This window comes from Candidatus Tisiphia endosymbiont of Nemotelus uliginosus (assembly GCF_964264835.1).
Classification (GTDB): domain Bacteria; phylum Pseudomonadota; class Alphaproteobacteria; order Rickettsiales; family Rickettsiaceae; genus Tisiphia.
In genome coordinates this window covers 414,950-434,778 of sequence record NZ_OZ183485.1, presented here as the reverse complement: position 1 = coordinate 434,778, position 19,829 = coordinate 414,950, and the positions used below count along the sequence as shown (strand labels likewise).

Genomic DNA, 19,829 nt, shown 5'->3' with positions numbered 1-19,829 from the left:
AAATCATCTCATCTTGATAGTATAATAATTTACATTAAATTCAAATAACAACCAATTTTTGCTAAGTGTATATTATTTGTATTTTTTAAGTTTTTGAGATAATACTAATTGATGTATTAAAAATTTGAGGTAATAATGAAAAAACAAAATGTTCCAGAAATATCAGGGAAGAGCACTAAAGAGCAAATTTTAGCCGCCTATAATGAGGTGTTAACGCAATTAACTGCAAAGCAAATAGCTAGCCCTGCTGAACAAAAGCAGAGACAAGATGAGCAAGCTGTTATAACGAAAGCGGTTAGCCATTCATCTGATACTATATTAACGGAGCTGAGTACTTTAAAATCTAAGATAATAAAACAAATTGATAATTTATCAGAGCAATTACTTGGCGAATCTCAAAAATTGACCAGTATACGTGAAGCAATTAGTTTAGAACAGAAACATTTACAAGAATTATATCAAATTAATGAAACAGCTAATACCTTGTCTGCCTTGTTGCAAACCCAAACTGAACAAAAAGAACAGTTTAAATCAGAAATGGAACGAACAAAACAAGATTTTGTACAAGAAATGACCACTAAAAAAGCTCAATGGCAACAGCAAAGCGAGCAAGTTGAGAGAGATTACCAAGAACAGCAAGAGAAACTGGCAAAAACTAGAAAACGTGAGGAAGAAGAATATAATTATACCCTAGAATTAACACGTCGTAAGGAACTGGATGAATATAATAATAAGAAAGCTAGTATGGAGAGAGAATTATCGGATTTGCGAGATAATCTATTAAAACGAGAAGCTGATTTAGTTGAAAGAGAAAGTAACCATACATCTTTCAAAATGCAAGTAGAGCAAATTCCAAATTTGATAAAAGACGCAGTAAATAACGCAGAAGAGTTACTGCGCACTAAGATGTCACAACAATATGATTTTGATATACAACTGAAACAACAAGAGCATGAGAGCAAGCTAAAGTTGCAAGAGCAAAGTATTAATTATCTTGAAGATAAAATTACCAAGCAAGAGATGTTAATAAAAGAACTAACTACCAAAGCCGATATGGCAACACAGCAGGTTCAATCGATTGCCTGTCGTGCTTTAGATACCTCAACCCAACGTTTTGTTACTTTAAATGCCAGTCATGATAAGGAAAAGGCCTTATAATATGTACACCGATTGCAAAAAGCTTTAATATCTTGTTCTCATGTTGGAAAATTTGGAATATAGAGATTTATGTTGGATAGAGCAAGAATTTAGTGGTATAAGTTTTAGAGATATGAGGTTGGAAAAACGTTTTAAGTATATTTAAAGACATTTTATGCCACAAGCTCAATCAAATATTTCTTCATGTTTTGAAAGTTGGTCATCGATAAAAGCCTGTTACAGATTTTTTAGCAATAAAAAAATTAAAGCATCTACAATCCTTGAGGATCATATAATTAGTATAATTGATAATAGAATCAGGTATGAGAATGAAAAAATTTTAGTGATTACGATACTACTTAAATATTGGTTATAAAAATATGAGTAAAAAACGATAGCTTGGACAGAGTATTCCGTACACAAAAAGGTCAAGATGGAAGTTTAGGTCTGATATTACATAACAGTTTAGCATTAAATGAATCAGGTGTTCCACCTGGATTAGTTAGTTCTACATAATAATTGACTAAGGTCTGGATGAAAATAAGATTGATATGGATATAAAATAAAGGCAAAAATAGTAAAAAAACTATGACAATAACTCATAAATACCTGTTCTGTTGACATTATATTACAAAGTTTTGATTTAGTGAGATAGTAAAGAGCAAAGCTACTATCGTTAAGAACTTAGGAAGTTCACAAGATCTTATTGACCATATTAAGTAGCAGAAATTACTGTTTTTAAAACTGTTTAACCAATTCTTAATAAAATAACAATTGGTCACATAATTAATTCACAATTCAAATTTCATGGACAATTAGCAAAGGTTAATGATAACGAAGCAAGCAGTAACTGGTACATTTCGTGAAGCAATATAACAATATCAATTAATGTACGTAATTATTTATGTTTACCTTGTAGGAATGAGTTTTAAATAAAATAATATTTAGTAATATATTTGCAATATTATTTTCTTTCTTTTTTACTATTTTAGTAATATACTTTACAGAATGATTGATATAGTGGATGTAATAGCGAATAATTGAGTAATAATCCGTTGTTTATCATGTCGTCTTAATTAAATGTAAGGTAACTTATGAAAATATTAGTGACAGGTGCAGCAGGTTTAATTGGATCAGCACTAGTAAACAAATTAGAGACACAAGGTTATGAAATAATTAGCTGTGATATTAGATTACGTGATAACCCTTTAAGTTTTTTTTCAGAAGACATAACACCGGTTTTAACTCAGTGTACAGGGATTATTCACCTAGCTGCAATTGCGAGGGTAATACATGGTGAAATGTATCCTGAACTATGTCAAAAAGTTAATGTTGATGGTACAATAAAATTATTGGAATTGTGTAAGCTACTACCAAACAAACCTTGGTTTATCTACGGCAGTAGTAGAGAAGTGTATGGCGAACAACAGAAACTACCGGTAACAGAGTCTGCTCCTTTAAGTCCAGTAAATAATTATGCTAAGAGTAAAGTATTAATAGAAGAATACGTAACAAGTTTACAAGATTCTAACTTGAATGTAGCAATATTACGATTTTCAAATGTATATGGTGGTTTATTAGATCATCATAATAGAGTAATTCCTGCATTTTGTATCAACGCATTAAAAGGCTATCCTATCAGAATCGACGGCAGGGAATGTATTTTTGACTTTACCTATTTAGATGATGTAGTGGAAGGAATCTATTTAGCTGTTAAATATTTACAAGATAAAAAGTCTTCGCTTCCTTCCCCTATTCATTTGACTGCTAATAGGCCATGTAGTCTAGAGGATTTAGCAACAATAGTATTAGAAACTACAGGCAGTGATTCTAGAGTTGATTTTCATCCACCAAGAAGCTTTGATGTACCGAAGTTTTATGGTGATTTTACTAGAGCTACAGAATTACTTGGTTGGTTGCCAAAACATTCATTAGAAGTAGGATTAAGTAAATTTATAACGAATCTACAAAATAATACACAAGGATGTCCTAAAAATATAGATACGGTAATATATGAAAATATTAAAAGTTATTCATGGCTACCCACCTTACTATAGTGCTGGTTCTGAGGTATATAGCCAAATTCTAGCACATGAATTAGCCAATAATAATGAGGTACAAGTATTTGCTAGGCATGAGAATAGCTTTTTACCAGATTTTCATTATAGCACAATCCTAGACTATAATGATCCTCGGATCTTACTGCATCTAATTAATATACCTACAGCTAAATATCGTTATAAATTTATTAATGAGGAAGTAAATATCAGATTTAAAAGAATAATAGCCAATTTTCAACCAGATCTTATACATTTCGGTCATCTTAATCATCTATCCGTTACATTACCAAAAATTGCTTTTCAAGAAAATATACCGACAATTTTCACTTTACATGACTTTTGGTTAATATGCTTGCGCGGTAGATTCATTCAACGTAATTCTAAAAATTTATTACAACTTTGTGATGGTCAAGAAGATCAAAAATGTGCAATTCAATGTTATAAGGGGTGTTTTACAGGAGATGAAGAGCGCCTAAGATCAGATTTAGATTATTGGACAGAGTGGGTCAGTATTAGAATGAAGCAAACCAAAGAAATAGTCGGTTATATAGATCACTTCATTGCTCCGTCAAAATTCTTACAGGATAGATTTATCCAAGATTTTAACATTCCGATAAGTAAAATTTCTTATCTTGATTATGGTTTTGATCTAAATCGTCTGAAAGAACGTAATAGAATACCAGAGAAAGAATTGACTTTTGGTTATATCGGTACTCATACTCCTGAAAAAGGTATAGATCTATTATTAAAGGCTTTTGCTAACTTATCATCTAAAGCAAAACTTAGAATTTGGGGAGCAGAAAGAGAAGAAACTACAGCTTTAAAAGCAATTACCGATCAATTTTCTCAAGGAATCAAAGAGAGAATAGAGTGGATTGGCAGTTATCATAATGAAAATATAGTTACAGATGTGTTTAATAAACTTGATGCAATTGTGGTTCCGTCAATTTGGGGGGGAAAACTCACCATTAGTGATACATGAAGCACAACAACTGAGAATACCGGTAATAACTGCAGATTATGGTGGCATGGCAGAATATGTAAGAGATGGAGTAAATGGTTTATTATTTAAGCATAGAGATGCAGATAGTTTGTCGGAAAAAATGCAACACCTATCTACAGATCCGAAATTATATAATAAACTTACTCAAAGAGGCTATCTCTATACTGAGCACGGTAATGTATTGTCTATTAGTGCACATACTGAGGAGCTTAATAAAATATATACTAACATTATTGTAGATAAAGGTAAATTAGTACCTACTAAACCTGGTCCTTGGAGAATTACTTTTGATACTAATCCAGATTATTGTAACTTTGCCTGTGTTATGTGTGAATGTTTTTCTCCTTATAGTAAAGTGAAAGATGAGAAAAAAGCGCAAGGGATAAAACCTAAAATAATGCCGATAGAAACTATTAGGAAAGTGATTGAAGAAGCTGCAGGAACCCCTTTAAGAGAGATAATACCTTCAACTATGGGTGAACCTTTAATGTATAAGAATTTTGTTGAAATAATAAATATATGTCATGAGTTTGGTTTAAAGCTTAATTTAACAACCAATGGTTCTTTTCCTGTGAAAGGAGCTAAAAAATGGGCTGAACTATTAGTACCAGTTTTATCTGATATTAAGATTTCTTGGAATGGAGCAACTAAAGAAACGCATGAAAAGATTATGAGAGGTTCAAAATGGGAGGTAGTCAAAGAAAATTTAAAAACATTCCTAAATGTTAGAGAAGACTGTTGTCGTATAACAGGTGAAAGATGTACTGTTACTCTGCAATTAACATTTTTAGAAAGTAATGTGCATGAACTATGCGACATAGTGAAGATGGCTATAGAACATGGGATTGATAGAGTTAAGGGACATCATCTTTGGGCACATTTTGCTGAGATTAAAGATTTATCTATGAGGAGAGACAAATCAGCAATTAGTAGGTGGAATATAGAAGTTAAAAAATTGTACGAATTAAGAGAGCATATGTTATTACCAAATGGTCAGAAAATAAAATTAGAGAATTTCACGATTCTTGCCCAAGAAGGCATTCAGGATTTGGCACCTGGTGGTCCATGTCCATTTTTAGGTAAAGAAGCGTGGGTGAACCCTGAAGGGAAATTTAGTCCTTGTTGCGCGCCGGATGATTTAAGAAAAACGTTAGGAAATTTTGGTAATGTCAATGAAGTCAAGTTAGCAGAAATATGGCAAAGTAATGAATATGTAAACTTACAAAAAAACTATTTAAATTATGAGTTATGCAGAACATGCAATATGAGAAAGCCCCTAATCAATTAGTGCAGGATAATAAGTACCTGAAATTTATTAAAATTTCATCTTGTAGAAGGTTTCACCAATTATTTGGAAAACCTATGTATGAATCAAGATTTATATATGTTGAAAAATTTCATGATCCAGGTCTTGCACCAGTTTATGATCAGACTGGTGCTTATCATATTGATACTACAGGCAAAGCAAGTTATAGCAGGAGATTTTTAAAAACTTTTGGTTTTTATTGCAATAGAGCCACCGTAAAAGATGAAACAGGATATCACCATATAGATTCTGTTGGTCATAGAATATATAAGCAATCGTATCAATGGGCTGGAAATTACCAGGAGGATATTTGTGTAGTTAGAAAATATGATAAGTTTTTTCATATCGATTTAGACGGTAACAGGATTTACCAAGAGGAATATGATTATGTCGGAGATTTTAAAGATAGTATTGCTGTAGTATATCAAGATGGTTACGCTACCCATATTAATCATCATGGAAAATTAATACATAATCAGTGGTATAAAAAACTTAACATTTTTCACAAGGGATTTGCGGTTGCAGAAGATCAAAATGGTTGGTTCCATATAGATATGGATGGCAATGCTATCTATCAGCAACGCTTTAAAATGGTTGAGCCATTCTATAATGGTCTGGCAAAAGCTGAGACTTTTGCGGGCATCTTGGGACAAATTGATATTACAGGAAACAGAAAATGCACTATTGCTGCTTGTAAGCAAGAATGCCAAGTACACAAATTATCTGCAGAACTGGCTGCTTTTTGGAAAACTTACCTGACAAGTGTTGCAGTTGAACTTGGTTTATTAAATATCTTACCTGCAACTCTAGCAGTTTTATCTCAACAACTAAATATGGTTCCAGCAAATCTTGCAAGATTGCTCAGAGCATTGTGGGAAATAGAACTGCTTGATTATGATCAAAGCAAAAATTTGTGGCAATTATCAGTAAAAGGCAGATTCTTCAAAAACACACCATTCTTATCGAAAGCTGCAATCATGTGGGCAAGAGTTGCTGCTGAACAGAATTGGCTAAAAATAACCGATATGTTAAATCAGCAGTCAATATCTTCATTTCCATCTTTTAAAGAGAAAGAAACTTCACAAAGTAGAAGAGTTGAGTTTTATCAAGCATTGCTAGGCTATACTGCATTTGATGTTAAAGAATTAAGTAACAAGGTAAATATAAACGAGGCTAAGGATATATTGTTATTTGGCGTACATTCTTTGTTTTTAGCTTCTTCTATAGAAAATAAAGACATAGCGACTATAAACTTACATTATTATAATGATCACAAGTTACCTGAAGATCTAGTAAAGGATTTAAAAGTTAAGTTGATAACTCCAGGAAAATTAGCTCAGCATTATGATTTAGGTATCTTTTGCCGTTTTTTACAACATCACGATGATCAGACAGTACTCTCTTACTTAAAGTTTGCTAAAGATAAAAAAATAGTACGTATCTTACTAATAGAAACCATACTAACTAGCAATTCTCCAATAGGAGGTGCTGTAGATATTAACATTTTGGTTGAAACAGGAGGCAAATTGAGAACATTAAATGATTGGGAAACAATATTAACACAAGTGCCAGACTTTAAAATTTTTGATATCGTGCCATTGACAGATTATTTATCAGTTATTGATATTAGGTATTAATAATATGGAGGTACTACAACAGAAAGGTTTTCTTATTATCAAAAATATGATTCCTGTAGAGTTAGTAGTGCAGTCTTTAAGTAACATCAAGAATAAAGTATCAGAATTATCTCAAGAATTAGATGTGTCAATTTTTGATTATTTAAATTGCACTGGTAGATGGGGTATATCGTCTCAAATTACTAAGACTGTACCTCAAATACTAAATAAGATAATACAAAACTACCTTGAAACATTATTGCAATGTCAAATATTAGCAAAGAAAGCAAATGTTATCTGTAAAACTGCTGATTTGATTGATGCAGTTCCTTTCCATCAAGATATTTCTTATAGCTTTAATGATCCTTATCATTTTTCTGTTTGGCTAGCATTAAATAATGTTAGTAGTACTTCAGGAGCTCTGCAAATTATTAAGGACAGTCATAATTGGGTAATAGAACCACTAGTTGACTTTTGGCAACCATATTTTATTGATAAATATGCAAATTGGCGTCATGACAAAATCGAAATATTACCTATTACAGCAGGAGATGCCATAATTTTTGATGCAAAATTATGGCATGGTAGTGGTAAGAATCTAGCTGCTAAAGATAGATTTGCTTACGTTACAAGATGGGTTATACCAAACCAAAGTTTTCCTTGCATACCTAAGCCTCAGGCTGCAAATTTTGGTATGTTCAATTGTGGCGTACTAACTGAATCTATACTGAAGGAATATTTATTATCATTTAACAGACAGCCAAACATAGAACAACAAAACATGACAGAGTTGATCAAAACCTGGCTCACTTTTCTCACAGATACTTCTATTCATGAAATTAATACTATAAAAGCTAAAAACGATTTGCAACAGTTATTTATTTTGCATCAAGCGTCAACATTACATGATGCCGGAGATATTTCTGGAAAAATATATAAGAATCTGTGGTTCTCTTTACTGACATTTCTTAATAAAAAAGTTCAGCTAGTAAAATTAGAGTTATAATGAGTAAAAATACCTGGCATCATTTCAAGTATATATCGTTATTTATCTTAAATATATTATATCAATTTAAGTTCAATGTGTTCGTAATGTGTCTAGTAGCACTGATAGTGGCTATTGACTCATCTTTTAGAAAATACTTAATCAAGAATATTTTGGATACAGCTGTAAAATATCAAGGTAGTAATGTTGTGGAAAATCTTGTACTACCTATTAGTGCTTATATTTTGATGGCATTGCTTATTACCACTGCTTTTAGATTTTATGGCTACTTTGTGGATATCCGAATGATGCCTTTACTTCGTCAAAGAATAGCTGATAGATCTTTTGACATACTACTAAAACAAAGTCATGTTTATTATCAAGATAATTTGTCTGGAAACTTGGTAAATAAAGTCAGTAATTTGATGGATAGTACAATAGAGCTTATCAAATTATGTATAGACCATTTTTTTAAGTTTAGTATAGCATTAATTTTGGCTCTTTATACTTTATCATTGGTAAGTATAAAGTTTGCAATAACTACTCTGACTTGGGTAAGTGTTTTTATTGTAGTTTTGATTTTTAGCTTCCGCATACTTGCGGATGTAGCTAATAATTATTCTAAACTTAGTACACAAGTTATAGCTAGTGTAGCTGACAGTATGTTAAACATTATGTCTATCAGATTATTTTCCCAACAAGCATATGAGAGACGTAAATTTTTTCACATATGCCAGAAAAAGGTAACTGCAGAGAAGAAATTACAATGGTTATATTTTTGTTTGTGGTTTATCTATGGCTATTCATTTGATTTACTACAAATAGTAAGCTTCTATTTTATAATTTATGATTATCAATGTGGCAAGATTGTCCTTGGGGATATTGCTCTGATACTTGGGATTAATATCTCTATTGTAGAATTTCTAAACCAGCTGACTAGAGATCTTACTCAATTTTCTACTCATTTTGGTAAAGTTTTAGATGCATTATCTGTTGTAACTACTGTATCAGAAATTAAAGATAAGAAAAATGCCAAAAAACTAAAAGTAATAAATGGAGCAATAATATTTAATAATGTTTCTTTTTCTTATGAGAACAAGACACCTTTATTTAGTAATCTCTCAGTTACTATTAACCCTAGTGAAAAAATAGGCTTAGTGGGTTATTCCGGAAGTGGTAAATCTACTTTTATCAACTTAATTCTCAGACTATTTGAAGTTAAGAAGGGCAAAATACAAATTGATGATCAATGTATATCAGAGGTTACACAAAATTCTTTAAGACAAGCAATATCTGTAATACCCCAAGAGTTAGTACTATTTCATGACACTATTTTAGAAAATATTCGTTACGGCAACTTTCAAGCTACGCACGAAGAAATTATGCAAGTTGCTATGTTAGCCGGTATACACAATTTCATTATTACTCTACCGCATCATTATAATACTATAGTAGGAGAGAAAGGCATTAAGCTATCAGGAGGAGAAAGACAGAGAATAATAATAGCCAGGGCATTTTTAAAAGATGCACCAATATTATTTCTTGATGAGCCCACCAATCAATTAGATTCTATCACAGAACAAGAGATTCAAACTAGTTTATTTAAATTAATGGAAAATAAAACTACTATTGTGATAGCACATCGTATTTCTACACTTTTGCATATGGAGAGGATTTTAGTATTTGATCAAGGAAAAATCGTACAAGACGGTAATCATGCCGAATTAGTTTTACAAAAAGGTCTTTATCAAGACCTATGGTATGCTCAAATTGACGATGTACTAAGGTATTAAAATAGGACTGTTATGACAAAAATCATAGATCTTAGAAGTGATACTACGACTTTACAAAGTTCAGAGGTGGTAAATGCAATAAGTAATGCAATTGTTGGAGATTTTGCCTATGGCGAAGATAAAAGCTGCAATGACTTATTAGAATATTGTCAGCAATTATTTAAAGTAGAAGATGCCTTATTTGTTACTAGCGGTATGCTGGCAAATAGGTTAGCTATTGCTAGTCAAACAAGTCCTGGAGATGAAGTAATTACCCATTATAATTATCATATTAATTTCTTTGATAGCGCTGGTAACGCCAAAATAAATAATATTGTATTTAATTGTAGTAAGAATTCTAGTGGGATTTTAGACGTTAAAGAGGTAGAACATGCTATTAATTCTAAGCCAAGATATAAGATTTTTGCGCAAGTTAAGCTAGTGTCCATAGAAAATAGTATCAATGGCTTTAATGGTAAGATTTATCCGTTTGACAAGCAAGTAGAATTGTATAAATTGCTCAAAGCCCAGAATATCAATCTGCATTTAGATGGTGCTAGAATATTTAACACTTACGTTGAAACAAATATTGCCCTAGCAGATTATGCTAAATACGTAGATACTATGAGTTTCTCATTTACTAAAGGGCTTGGAGCACCATTTGGTTCAATGCTTTTAGGTAAAAAAGAGATAATTGATAGAGCTAGAAAATTACAAGTTTGGTTTGGTGGTGGTTATCATCAAATTGGATATTATGCTAATGCAGCAAAATATGTACTACAGAATAACATCCCTAGACTGACGCAAGATAATAAACTTGCTAAATTATTTGCAGATAAAATTAAGGAAATCCGGTATATAAAACTAATACTACCTTACCCTGAAACTAATATAGTAAGTTTTAGTATAAAAGAATTGCACGTTACTAATGATGTTTTCTTAAATAAATGTCAGATGTACGGTTTGTTATTATTTCCTTGGCTTGAGTTTCATATAAGAGTAGTTGTGCATTTAGGTATTAACGAAACAGATATTATTAAGGCTGTTGAAATTATAGAGGAGGTAGTATTTAATTTAACATGAAAATAACAATAGATTTTTTTAGTGATACAAATACTAATCCTTCAAGTGAAATGCGTGAAGCTATGGCTAAAGCAAAAGTTGGTAATGAAGTGGCCGGTGAAGATCCAACGGTCAATGAACTCATAGAAGTTACTTGCAGAATGTTAGGTAAGTCGGCAGGAGTCTTCTTACCATCAGGTACAATGTGTAATGTAGTTGCCTATAAGGTTCATATACGAAAACCGGGAGACTACTTAATACTAGATGAAACTGCACATTCTTTAGTAGTACAATCAGGATTAATTGCAGCACAGGCACATGCAACTCCTTTGCCTATTAAAGGAATAAGAGGAATATTTACAGCAGAGCAAATTAGAGAATTCATCAGCCAACCCACTTTAAGGAATGTGCCAAAGGTTAGACTAATATCTATTGAACAAACCACTAATTTTGGTGGCGGGGCTGTATGGCCCTTACAATACATCCAAGAAATCTCAAGCTTATGTAGACAGAATACTGTGTTTACTCATTTAGATGGAGCTAGATTATTCAATGCCTGTGTTTATACTAAAATTTCTCCCAAAGAATATGCAGATTATTTTGATTCCGTGTTTATTGATTTTAGTAAAGGCTTAGGAGCTCCTATGGGAGCAATATTAGTTGGTAGTAAAGAGTTCATCGAACAAGCTTGGTACTATAAATTTCAAATTGGTGGGGGAATGCATCAAGCCGGTATTATCGCTGCCGCATGTTTATACGGTCTGCAAAATAATATCAATTCTTTAACAGAAGATCATAAAAAAATGCAGCATTTGGTAGAAAGTTTAAGTCATATAGATCAAGTGATTATTGCACCAAATTTATATAAAACTAATATAGCATATTTTTCACTGCGTACCGGTGCTGTATCTATGCAAGAATTGATAGATACATTGAGAATAAATTATGGAATTAGGATGGCTAATATACGAGGTAAGATAAGAGTTATCATGCATCGAGATATCAGTTATGAGAATATAGATTATACTGTATCTACTATCAAACAGATTTTAAATAATTCAGTATAATAGCATTTTGGGGCAGTGTTACTGCATGTGTCACGAAGTGCTACTGGCTAAGTAGAGTCAGACTTTTGATAAACTTCTGCAAGCGATTCTATTGCAATTCTCAAATTTCTCACAATATGAATAAAGCATCATACAAGTATTTACTCCTCTTGTATATTTTATGAACATATGTGACCGTTACTATGAAAAAAGAGAGTGTCTGGGTAATATGTTATGGATATCAGACTAGAGTTGTTAAAACTGCTAAATTCTGAAGTTAAATAGTTGTATAAAGGTTAAACTGGTTATTACCGTAAATAGCCATATTTATGTAAGTACTGCAGCCATTGTAGAGCATTACGTTTAACCATCAAGGTTTCGTAATCCACTTCAGGATTACAGTAACCTTTACCAGTAGATAATAGAGTATAAATAACGCGCAGAATTTTGTGTCCAGCTACGATAATAATATGGCTACAGGTGATTGAAGAGGTAAAAACTAAACTTTCTAATACTACATTTGTAGATTAGTAAAAATTTTAAGGATTGGAAGTTATATGATAAATTTTTACGATATATTGACATTTTTGGTGCTCAAATAAACAAAAATATCAAACCTTTACTATAATCTTTCTAATTTACAGTTGTAGTACTAAGTTAAAAATCCTTAGATTATTTTCAGTAAGAGCTGTATTAATATATGTGGGGGAAGTTAGCAGTGAGGTAGTAGATAGCTTATATTTTGCAAATATCATCGATTTTGCCTCCTTGCTTTCTACTAAAAACTTTTCTGCTGCAAGTGCTATTAGTATTTAGCAATCAGTTGATATTTCATCTAACAGTTAGTAATCTTTTAGCTACTTATTCTTCTGTTAATTTGCCTTTATTTATCGTATCTTCGCTCAGGGTTAAAGATTTTTGTGCAAAGGTTTTTGATTTTTTGATAAGAACATTGATTTTTTGTTTCTTTTGTTCTATTTTATTTTTAGTCTTAAGCTTTTTATTATTTTCTGATTTTTGGCTCTGCTGTTCAATTTTGTTTGATTTTTGCCATTTTACTTGCCGTTCATGAACTAAGGCTTCAATATCGGGATTATAGATAAAAGCCGGTTGAAGATTTTTGGGTTTTGCTACTATTTTTAAGGTAGTTTTACAAATAGCTACCTCAGGTACTGGTAGTAATATATAACACTGACCTTCTTCTAGCTTTGCAAGATCACTTGGCAAAATTACCTCCTGCCTTTTCTCTTGTTCGGTATAGCTGATGCCATCACGAAACTCATGAGCACCGTAAGAGGTGTTTTTTTGATGGCTTAAATATTCTACCTCACCAATACGTTTGGTGACGACCCTTGCTTCATCTGCTGTTAAGATTCTAAAAATAATATTAGTATTAAATTGGCCAAGAATAACATTGCCACTATTCCTACCATAAATGCTAAAAAGTTGATTAAGACTTTGGGTAGCAGCGAGCACGCAGCCACCATATTTCCGAAGCAAAGTGATATTTTCCTGTAATGCTGGTAAATATCTTAATTTAGCAAGCTCATCAAAGACAAACCATACGCGTCTATTTTGATTAATACCAAGGCTGATTAAGGCATTTAAAGCTATATCTGTTAACACGCTAATAAATGGTAATAAAATCTTACTATCTGCTCCATCACAAGCGATGAATATCCATCTATCATCTTTTGTGCTATCTACCCTTAAGAACCAATCATGGAAACAAAAACCATTATCTTGATTAGTTTCGTTACAATCAACAATAAATTCTAGCCATTCTGTAGCAAGTAATGTATTAATCCTAATATTATGGGGAGCAACATTATGATCGCTATCAGAACATATAAGTGAACCAACAGAAGTATTTTTTAGTTTATTGCTGAGGCTTTGTATTGTTTCTTTATGAATGAGATTATATAAATTTTCAATGGTTGCTGTTTTGACGGTGGTGGTTTCTGATAGTATAAGATATTCCAGTATGCCAATAAATAACATCCTGCCCCAATTGGTCCATTTTTTATCATAATCAAAAACTTCCTTAGGCGAATCAGGAAAAAAGGAAGTGGCTATTTTCTTAGTATCCCGATTTGACTTTATCTCTTGCCAAAAATTCCAGTGGTGAGCTCTTTTGTCAAATGGATTCAGGATAATATCTCTGCCAGGTCTATAGTATCTGGCTATCATATCACCTTCAGTATCGATAATTACTGCTGGTTGTCCTTTTTGTCTAATTTGAGGTAATAATGAATGTAAACAGTTAGTCTTGCCAGAGCCAGTACTACCAGTAATAAGTATATGTTTAACTTCTGAATCTTTAACTAATGGTACATTGCCAATAGTAAAGTGACTGGCTTTGTTATTTTTTTTGAGGAAGCTTGCTACTTCTGCTGGTAGCTTTATTATATGGCCGCTAAGGTGCTTTTTCTCTTTTGCAGCTTTGCCAAATCTTACCCACAGAGCAAAAATTATCACAAATGTAGACAGTACAAAAATGAGCCACATGATCAGTAATTTTTTAACTAATAACAATGTTTGCTTGTAGTGGTTAGCAAATCTGTTGTTACTTAACACCAGATCAGGAACAAGATTAGCTTTATATAAACCATCTTTAGTATAGGCATTAATTGTGGTGATACGCTTTGAGTTATGATTATTAGCGCTGCTTGGCTTAATTATTGCTCGGATTTTAAACATTTCCTTATCAAAGTAACTTGCCAGTAATGCTTTTTGATAAGTCATGGTAGAAACTAAGTCTACTTTGCTAAAATCTGAGTAGCTAAAGGTTAGGACAATAACCAAACCAATTAAGATAGAAGCAGTAATTGAACGTTTTAGCACCTGCATAAACATTCTTAAATTATGCAAAAATATCTGACCACCACCAATGAAATTACTTAGCATAGGCGTCCTTGTATTTTTGATAGTTTCAATATTGTCTCTTACTAACTATCAGCAAATATTATTAATTTACTATAGTCATTGTTATCAGCAGCTCTTAGAGCTTCTAAATATTGTTTTCTAGTAGCATTATCACAAATTAAATTACTTCTACCCCAACTAAATCTAGGCTCATTATGATTTACTAATATAAGATCAGCAAAGAGCCTAGAAAACCTTCCATTGCCATTTGGAAATGGGGGGATAAATACAAGCTTATGGTGAAACCTTACTGCAGTTTCTCGTAAAGGATAAATTTTATGTTTTAACTGGTAAATAATATCCTCAAACAATAATTGGAGTTCCTGTCCAATATAAATACTATTTACTCCTATATTGGTTTGAGTTTTTCTAAACTTACCAGCCCAAGTCCAAGTTTTATCAAACATTTTATGATGTAATTTCTGTGCAAAACTTATTGATAAAATATCTGGCCTTTTTCTTTGTAAGACCCATTCCTCTCCTTTTAAAATATTATATTGCTCCCATTCATTTAGCTCACTTTGAGTTGTCAAATGTTTTGGTAACAAATTATTGATTTCATCTTGATTTAAAGGAGTAGCACCTTCAGCGTAAATAAATCTCATTGCCAAATAGTTTTTATATTATTTTTTATTAATTCTTCTTTTATAATTTCAATTTGCTCTTGTTGTTTTTCATCAGTTACTTTTTGATCTTCCAATATCATTGAATGTGATATTTCCTTTAGCCTACCTATAGCCTTTCTTTCTGCTTGCTCTTCTATAATATTTAGTAAGTTTTTTTCTGGAACTATAGCATAGATGAGCTTGCAACCTAGTTGACTTGCGACTTTTTCTAAAGTTGCAAGGGTTGTCTTCATCAATATCTCATCATTTTCTATCCGCAAGATTCTTTGTTTACTAACCCCACACCGATGAGCTAGTTGTGCACTTGTCATACCGATTACAGTTCTTATGGTTTTTAACCATCCGTTACTTGGTATTACCACATTTTGTAATGGGCTTAATTGATGCATTAGCTGTTTACAGGTTAATTTTCTTAAAGACCAATCCATAACTACCAACTCATAAGTAAACTTATATATTACCATAACATCATATAAAAACAATATATATATTGTTTTTATATGATAACACTACTAATAATCCACAAATGCAAATTATTAGTAGTGATAATAATTCAAAAAAGTACTACAAATGAAATAATGTAACTTTATAGTACTGTCTTAATCACCAAGCCATGATAACAGTACCTTCCTTGAATATTGCTTATGATGATACGGTTTTGCAGAATGATAAAGTCTTACAGCTTTTTGCCAATCACCATGTCGAGAGTATAAATCAGTTAGTAGTTTTGCGGCATATTCAACATTATTTTTAGGGGTCAGCATTTCTTCGAAACTAGCAAAGTATTTTCTATGCCAATGCATATTGATCTGCATTACGCCTACATCAATATTTGTATATCCTTTTCTTAAGTAAACACGTATAATTTTAGATGCATCTAGCTTAGATTTGGTAATGAAAGACTTACCTGCTATATTTATTGCATAAGCTTTTAGCCCAGATTCGACTTCAGCAATGGCTTTCAACAAACCGCTTGGGATATTATGCTCCTTTTCAACTGTACTAATTAACTCAGATAAATCTTGTCCGAACACAATATTTTGTGAAAAACTAACTATTGTAATAACTAGAAACTTTATTATTTCTTTACTTAAAATAGTAAACCATGTTATTGTTAAATTATGTATCCTAACCTTAAGGCCTATTATGAACTGGATTAAAGCACGACTAAATAAAGATAATTTTTGGAATTTAATGTTTTGGTTGGGGATATGTTTCAGTGTTTTTTTTAGCGAACAAATAGCAGATTTTTCAGGTATTGGAAGTTTAGTTTCCTTAGTTTTATCACTAACTTTAGTGCCATACATACTTGCTAGATTTAACCAAATAAAATATACTGACAATAAAATATTCTTAAATAGCCAAGATGAAGACTTAACAAATAGACTGCCCAAAAGGTTAGGGATAGTATTTTTAGTTAATATATTTTTTACCGCTGCATGCATGTCTAAAAATTTTAATGAATTAACGATTTCTTCTATTATTGCTATAGCTCTTGGTTTACCTGTCTCATATTTCATATATAAAAATTGTCCTATTTCTATTTTATTTAATAAAAATACTTGGCAAGAAGAAGTTATTGGTATGAAAGTAGGGACATATAATGCTAATTTTTCCTCTTCTAGCTTTAACGCCAATTCCTATAGCAGTATTAGTCATAATAATACTATAAAGTCTCCTGATATTATTAATGATCCTTCTTATAGATATTTGAGTTCTAATATCTATAACTCAGATCGCTAATTGATAACTGCTTACTCATCTTTTGGTTTAACTTGTTTTGCGTTTTGATAAGCTCCTTTGTTATTAAGCTGGGTTGTTTTTTCAGATCCTTTAGTTGGTCCACCTATTCCTAAAGGGCCACCAATAAATTTTCCCTGCCCAATTCTATCTTTCTCATATTTATTAACCTGTGTCTGTAAGTCTTTCTGTTCAATTTCACTAGCTTGTCTGACATTGTGATATTGTTCAGTATTCTTACCAGTTACTTTTTCGAACTTACCTTTAAGTATTCCCTCTTTTTCATGAATATTGGCAGTACACTGTTCATTATCAATATTAAGGCCACTTTTTGCTGCTGATTCTTTAATTTGTAATCTTGGATTTTTATTAATTAGCCCATCATGTTTATCAGTAAAATCATTTAAGGCTCTTTCTGCCTTAGCTCCTGAAACTTGCTGTTTACCCCTATTTATTTCAGGTATTAAATTTTGTAGTTTTTCATCGGCTATTTTATTCCATACTCTCATTACATCAGGATGGCCTTGATCCACCAGCTTCCTGGTGGAGTTTGCATCCATACCAAACTCTATTACGCAGCGGTCTAACACTTCTTGATACATATCTTTGCTAACTGTTGCTGATTCTGATGCAAGTTTGGTTTTTGCTTGGTGCCAATTATCTACTGTTTCCTGACGCATTGATACTTGCTCTTCTAATCTTTGTTGCTGCTCATAGCTGCTTCTTACTGCATCGCTATAATGTTTTTCCGTACTATTATCTTTGCCCCATGCTTCACTTGATGCGGCTTTAACAATATTAACATAGCTTTCATTAGTGTTATTTTGCCTAGATATATCATTCTCTTCACCAAATGATTGGTCACTAGAGTTTTGACCACTTATTGATCCTTCCACATTACTAGATATACCAACACCAGTAAGGCCTTGTAGTGGGCTACTAAATGACGCACTGGCTGTTAAAGCAGTTCTTGTAGCTTGTTGCCAACCATAACCATATTTTTCACTAAGTGACCTAACATTATTTACTGCTTGCTGTAAAGATTCTGCATATTCTCCAGCTTTACTATAATCAATTGTTTCTCCACTATGTTCACGCTGCGCTACATTGGAAACAAAATCAGCTGTATCGCTAAAAGTGTTACTCTTAGCATCTGATAGCAATCTCTGATCTGATTTAAGCAAGCCTTCAGAGGTTTGGATGCCTTGATTCACATGATTCTGGCTTGTTTGTTCCAGATTAAATTTGGTAACACCAATAGAGGAGGTAATACCTTGACCACCAGTGTAAATTATGTTGCCGTCAGGATTCTTGCGTGCCATGCTACCATCTGCTTGTTGCCAGCTGTTGCCTCCTTCGACATATTGCATATTATAGTCTGTTTTATAACCCGATCTTCATAGTACCCCACACTTATTGTTGAAGTTGAAAGGCATGCATAATGTGTTTTCGTAGTAATGAAAACAACATAGCAGGGGTATCACTTAACGAGTTATAAAAATAATCTTTTATCCAATCAAATCCGTAAGTAAATAATGAGTATAATTTACGACCATGTTTTTTGATCTTTATAGGATAAATTTTGTTCTTAATGTCACCAGCAAGCACGCAAATAGCTAAGGATAAAGATACTATTGCAAATAGTTTTTCCAGCTTTTTTTGATCTGTAATGTGGGTATCTTCAATATTAAATCCAGATGACTTGAGAGACAGAAAAGGTCGCTCAATGCTCCACCTCTGCTTATATGCTAGCAAAGCACATTCACCAATAAGCACATTACTAGCAATAAATAGTTGCTCTCTTTCTAATTGCAAACAAGTTATTTTAATTGCCATACCATTGTAAATTTTGCTTTCTATAGTTTTAGTGTCACCCATTTGCATATCGGCAAAACATTTATTCAACTTCATCTTGCCACCGTTGAAATGCTTGACCTTCTCACTTTTTCTTAGCCTGATAGCAAAAGGTAATTTTTGGATTCCACCCATATATTGCAACCATTCCTCACCAACAAATTCCCGATCGGCAAGGATAAGCTCTATCATTTCCTTAGGTATAATTGTTAAAATTTGCTCAATCAATTTCTTTCTTTCATTAGTAGAAGAGTTGCCTTTTTTATCAAGTAACAACCATGCTATAGGAATTGAAATATTACCATAAACGATAGTTGCAACAAAAAAATTCAAATTTTTAATACCAAATTGCCAGCTGGTTCTATCTATGGCAAGGCTAATTTTACCTGTTAGACAGAGCAATTTAACAATAATTTTCCCTAAACTTATAAAGCACATATTTTGTTCTAAAAGCAAACGCTCAACTTTAACAATCTTGGCATGCAAATTGCCTTTAGAAGCGACATACAGTGCTAATTCTTTGATTCTCACAGTTTTAGCTTTTACTACTGCACAAATTAATTCTGCAAATGTTTTAATTCGTGCTGGGTGCCAATCTAAAAATATGTATAATATTTGGTATAGTGATTGAGAGTCCATTAATACCTCCTGTTGCTTGTTTCTCAGCGGAGATTAGTGACTCTCAGTCACTTATTCA

At 32.3% G+C, this 19,829-nt stretch carries 16 protein-coding genes and 1 pseudogene; 10 read left to right on the top strand and 7 right to left on the bottom strand.

Annotated features, from left to right (window positions below):
• The first annotated feature begins 135 nt into the window (after positions 1–135).
• Positions 136–1,158, top strand: coding sequence for a hypothetical protein (locus tag ACFELV_RS01925; RefSeq protein WP_375326519.1), 1,023 nt, complete (start codon positions 136–138; stop codon positions 1,156–1,158).
• Positions 1,159–1,312: 154 nt separating this feature from the next.
• Complete coding sequence (locus tag ACFELV_RS01920) at positions 1,313–1,513, top strand: transposase DNA-binding-containing protein (protein WP_375326518.1); 201 nt, start codon at positions 1,313–1,315, stop codon at positions 1,511–1,513.
• A 122-nt stretch (positions 1,514–1,635) separates the two neighbouring features.
• On the opposite strand, the pseudogene ACFELV_RS01915 reads toward ACFELV_RS01920, so the two are convergent.
• Positions 1,636–1,782 (bottom strand): annotated as a pseudogene (locus tag ACFELV_RS01915) (Npt1/Npt2 family nucleotide transporter); the annotation flags it as partial.
• Positions 1,783–2,231: 449 nt separating this feature from the next.
• Between ACFELV_RS01915 and ACFELV_RS01910 the strand changes: the two are divergent.
• From ACFELV_RS01910 to ACFELV_RS01875, 8 genes are read left to right on the top strand one after another with little or no spacing between them, the layout of a single operon-like run.
• Positions 2,232–3,194 carry an NAD-dependent epimerase/dehydratase family protein gene (locus tag ACFELV_RS01910; RefSeq protein WP_375326517.1) on the top strand — a complete coding sequence of 321 codons (963 nt, stop codon included), beginning with the start codon at positions 2,232–2,234 and terminating at the stop codon, positions 3,192–3,194.
• A complete protein-coding gene (locus ACFELV_RS01905; RefSeq protein ID WP_375326516.1) occupies positions 3,151–4,179 on the top strand; it encodes a glycosyltransferase in 1,029 nt (342 codons plus the stop codon). The genes ACFELV_RS01910 and ACFELV_RS01905 overlap by 44 nt, the downstream gene beginning before the upstream one ends.
• Positions 4,124–5,488, top strand: coding sequence for a radical SAM protein (locus ACFELV_RS01900; RefSeq protein ID WP_375326515.1), 1,365 nt, complete (start codon positions 4,124–4,126; stop codon positions 5,486–5,488). The genes ACFELV_RS01905 and ACFELV_RS01900 overlap by 56 nt, the downstream gene beginning before the upstream one ends.
• On the top strand, positions 5,449–7,143 hold the full coding sequence (locus ACFELV_RS01895) for a hypothetical protein (RefSeq protein WP_375326514.1): 1,695 nt from the start codon (positions 5,449–5,451) through the stop codon (positions 7,141–7,143). Before ACFELV_RS01900 ends, ACFELV_RS01895 begins: the two co-directional genes overlap by 40 nt.
• 4 nt (positions 7,144–7,147) lie before the next feature.
• Positions 7,148–8,128 (top strand): phytanoyl-CoA dioxygenase family protein, encoded by a 981-nt coding sequence (locus tag ACFELV_RS01890; protein ID WP_375326513.1) that lies wholly within the window; start codon positions 7,148–7,150, stop codon positions 8,126–8,128.
• Positions 8,128–9,900, top strand: a complete 1,773-nt coding sequence (locus ACFELV_RS01885; protein WP_375326512.1) for an ABC transporter ATP-binding protein — start codon at positions 8,128–8,130, stop codon at positions 9,898–9,900. Before ACFELV_RS01890 ends, ACFELV_RS01885 begins: the two co-directional genes overlap by 1 nt.
• Positions 9,901–9,912: 12 nt before the next feature.
• Positions 9,913–10,962 carry a threonine aldolase family protein gene (locus tag ACFELV_RS01880; protein WP_375326511.1) on the top strand — a complete coding sequence of 350 codons (1,050 nt, stop codon included), beginning with the start codon at positions 9,913–9,915 and terminating at the stop codon, positions 10,960–10,962.
• A complete protein-coding gene (locus ACFELV_RS01875; protein ID WP_375326510.1) occupies positions 10,959–12,008 on the top strand; it encodes a threonine aldolase family protein in 1,050 nt (349 codons plus the stop codon). The genes ACFELV_RS01880 and ACFELV_RS01875 overlap by 4 nt, the downstream gene beginning before the upstream one ends.
• 840 nt (positions 12,009–12,848) lie before the next feature.
• Here the strand turns inward: ACFELV_RS01875 and ACFELV_RS01870 are convergent.
• The 6 genes from ACFELV_RS01870 to ACFELV_RS01845 form a co-directional block, all read right to left on the bottom strand.
• Complete coding sequence (locus ACFELV_RS01870) at positions 12,849–14,894, bottom strand: type IV secretion system DNA-binding domain-containing protein (protein WP_375326509.1); 2,046 nt, start codon at positions 14,892–14,894, stop codon at positions 12,849–12,851.
• 41 nt (positions 14,895–14,935) lie between these two features.
• Entirely contained in the window at positions 14,936–15,517 is a 582-nt protein-coding gene (locus tag ACFELV_RS01865; RefSeq protein ID WP_375327487.1) for a mobile mystery protein B, read from the bottom strand.
• Positions 15,514–15,966, bottom strand: coding sequence for a mobile mystery protein A (locus ACFELV_RS01860; RefSeq protein WP_375326508.1), 453 nt, complete (start codon positions 15,964–15,966; stop codon positions 15,514–15,516). The genes ACFELV_RS01865 and ACFELV_RS01860 overlap by 4 nt, the downstream gene beginning before the upstream one ends.
• Positions 15,967–16,137: 171 nt before the next feature.
• On the bottom strand, positions 16,138–17,175 hold the full coding sequence (locus ACFELV_RS01855) for a lytic transglycosylase domain-containing protein (protein WP_375326507.1): 1,038 nt from the start codon (positions 17,173–17,175) through the stop codon (positions 16,138–16,140).
• 117 nt (positions 17,176–17,292) lie between these two features.
• Entirely contained in the window at positions 17,293–18,648 is a 1,356-nt protein-coding gene (locus tag ACFELV_RS01850) for a hypothetical protein (RefSeq protein WP_375326506.1), read from the bottom strand.
• Between the two features lie 43 nt (positions 18,649–18,691).
• Complete coding sequence (locus tag ACFELV_RS01845) at positions 18,692–19,771, bottom strand: IS4 family transposase (protein ID WP_375326208.1); 1,080 nt, start codon at positions 19,769–19,771, stop codon at positions 18,692–18,694.
• Between the last annotated feature and the right edge of the window lie 58 nt (positions 19,772–19,829).

What these genes read in the sequence shown, in the direction of transcription:
- ACFELV_RS01920 (WP_375326518.1), top strand. Translation starts at nt 1,313, where the DNA reads ATGCCACAAGCTCAATCAAATATTTCTTCATGTTTTGAAAGTTGGTCA.
- ACFELV_RS01910 (WP_375326517.1), top strand. Translation starts at nt 2,232, where the DNA reads ATGAAAATATTAGTGACAGGTGCAGCAGGTTTAATTGGATCAGCACTA.
- ACFELV_RS01875 (WP_375326510.1), top strand. Translation starts at nt 10,959, where the DNA reads ATGAAAATAACAATAGATTTTTTTAGTGATACAAATACTAATCCTTCA.
- ACFELV_RS01900 (WP_375326515.1), top strand. Translation starts at nt 4,124, where the DNA reads ATGCAATTGTGGTTCCGTCAATTTGGGGGGGAAAACTCACCATTAGTG.
- ACFELV_RS01880 (WP_375326511.1), top strand. Translation starts at nt 9,913, where the DNA reads ATGACAAAAATCATAGATCTTAGAAGTGATACTACGACTTTACAAAGT.
- ACFELV_RS01890 (WP_375326513.1), top strand. Translation starts at nt 7,148, where the DNA reads ATGGAGGTACTACAACAGAAAGGTTTTCTTATTATCAAAAATATGATT.
- ACFELV_RS01850 (WP_375326506.1), bottom strand. Translation starts at nt 18,648, where the DNA reads ATGCAATATGTCGAAGGAGGCAACAGCTGGCAACAAGCAGATGGTAGC.
- ACFELV_RS01885 (WP_375326512.1), top strand. Translation starts at nt 8,128, where the DNA reads ATGAGTAAAAATACCTGGCATCATTTCAAGTATATATCGTTATTTATC.
- ACFELV_RS01860 (WP_375326508.1), bottom strand. Translation starts at nt 15,966, where the DNA reads ATGGATTGGTCTTTAAGAAAATTAACCTGTAAACAGCTAATGCATCAA.
- ACFELV_RS01870 (WP_375326509.1), bottom strand. Translation starts at nt 14,894, where the DNA reads ATGCTAAGTAATTTCATTGGTGGTGGTCAGATATTTTTGCATAATTTA.
- ACFELV_RS01865 (WP_375327487.1), bottom strand. Translation starts at nt 15,517, where the DNA reads ATGAGATTTATTTACGCTGAAGGTGCTACTCCTTTAAATCAAGATGAA.
- ACFELV_RS01895 (WP_375326514.1), top strand. Translation starts at nt 5,449, where the DNA reads ATGCAGAACATGCAATATGAGAAAGCCCCTAATCAATTAGTGCAGGAT.
- ACFELV_RS01925 (WP_375326519.1), top strand. Translation starts at nt 136, where the DNA reads ATGAAAAAACAAAATGTTCCAGAAATATCAGGGAAGAGCACTAAAGAG.
- ACFELV_RS01845 (WP_375326208.1), bottom strand. Translation starts at nt 19,771, where the DNA reads ATGGACTCTCAATCACTATACCAAATATTATACATATTTTTAGATTGG.
- ACFELV_RS01905 (WP_375326516.1), top strand. Translation starts at nt 3,151, where the DNA reads ATGAAAATATTAAAAGTTATTCATGGCTACCCACCTTACTATAGTGCT.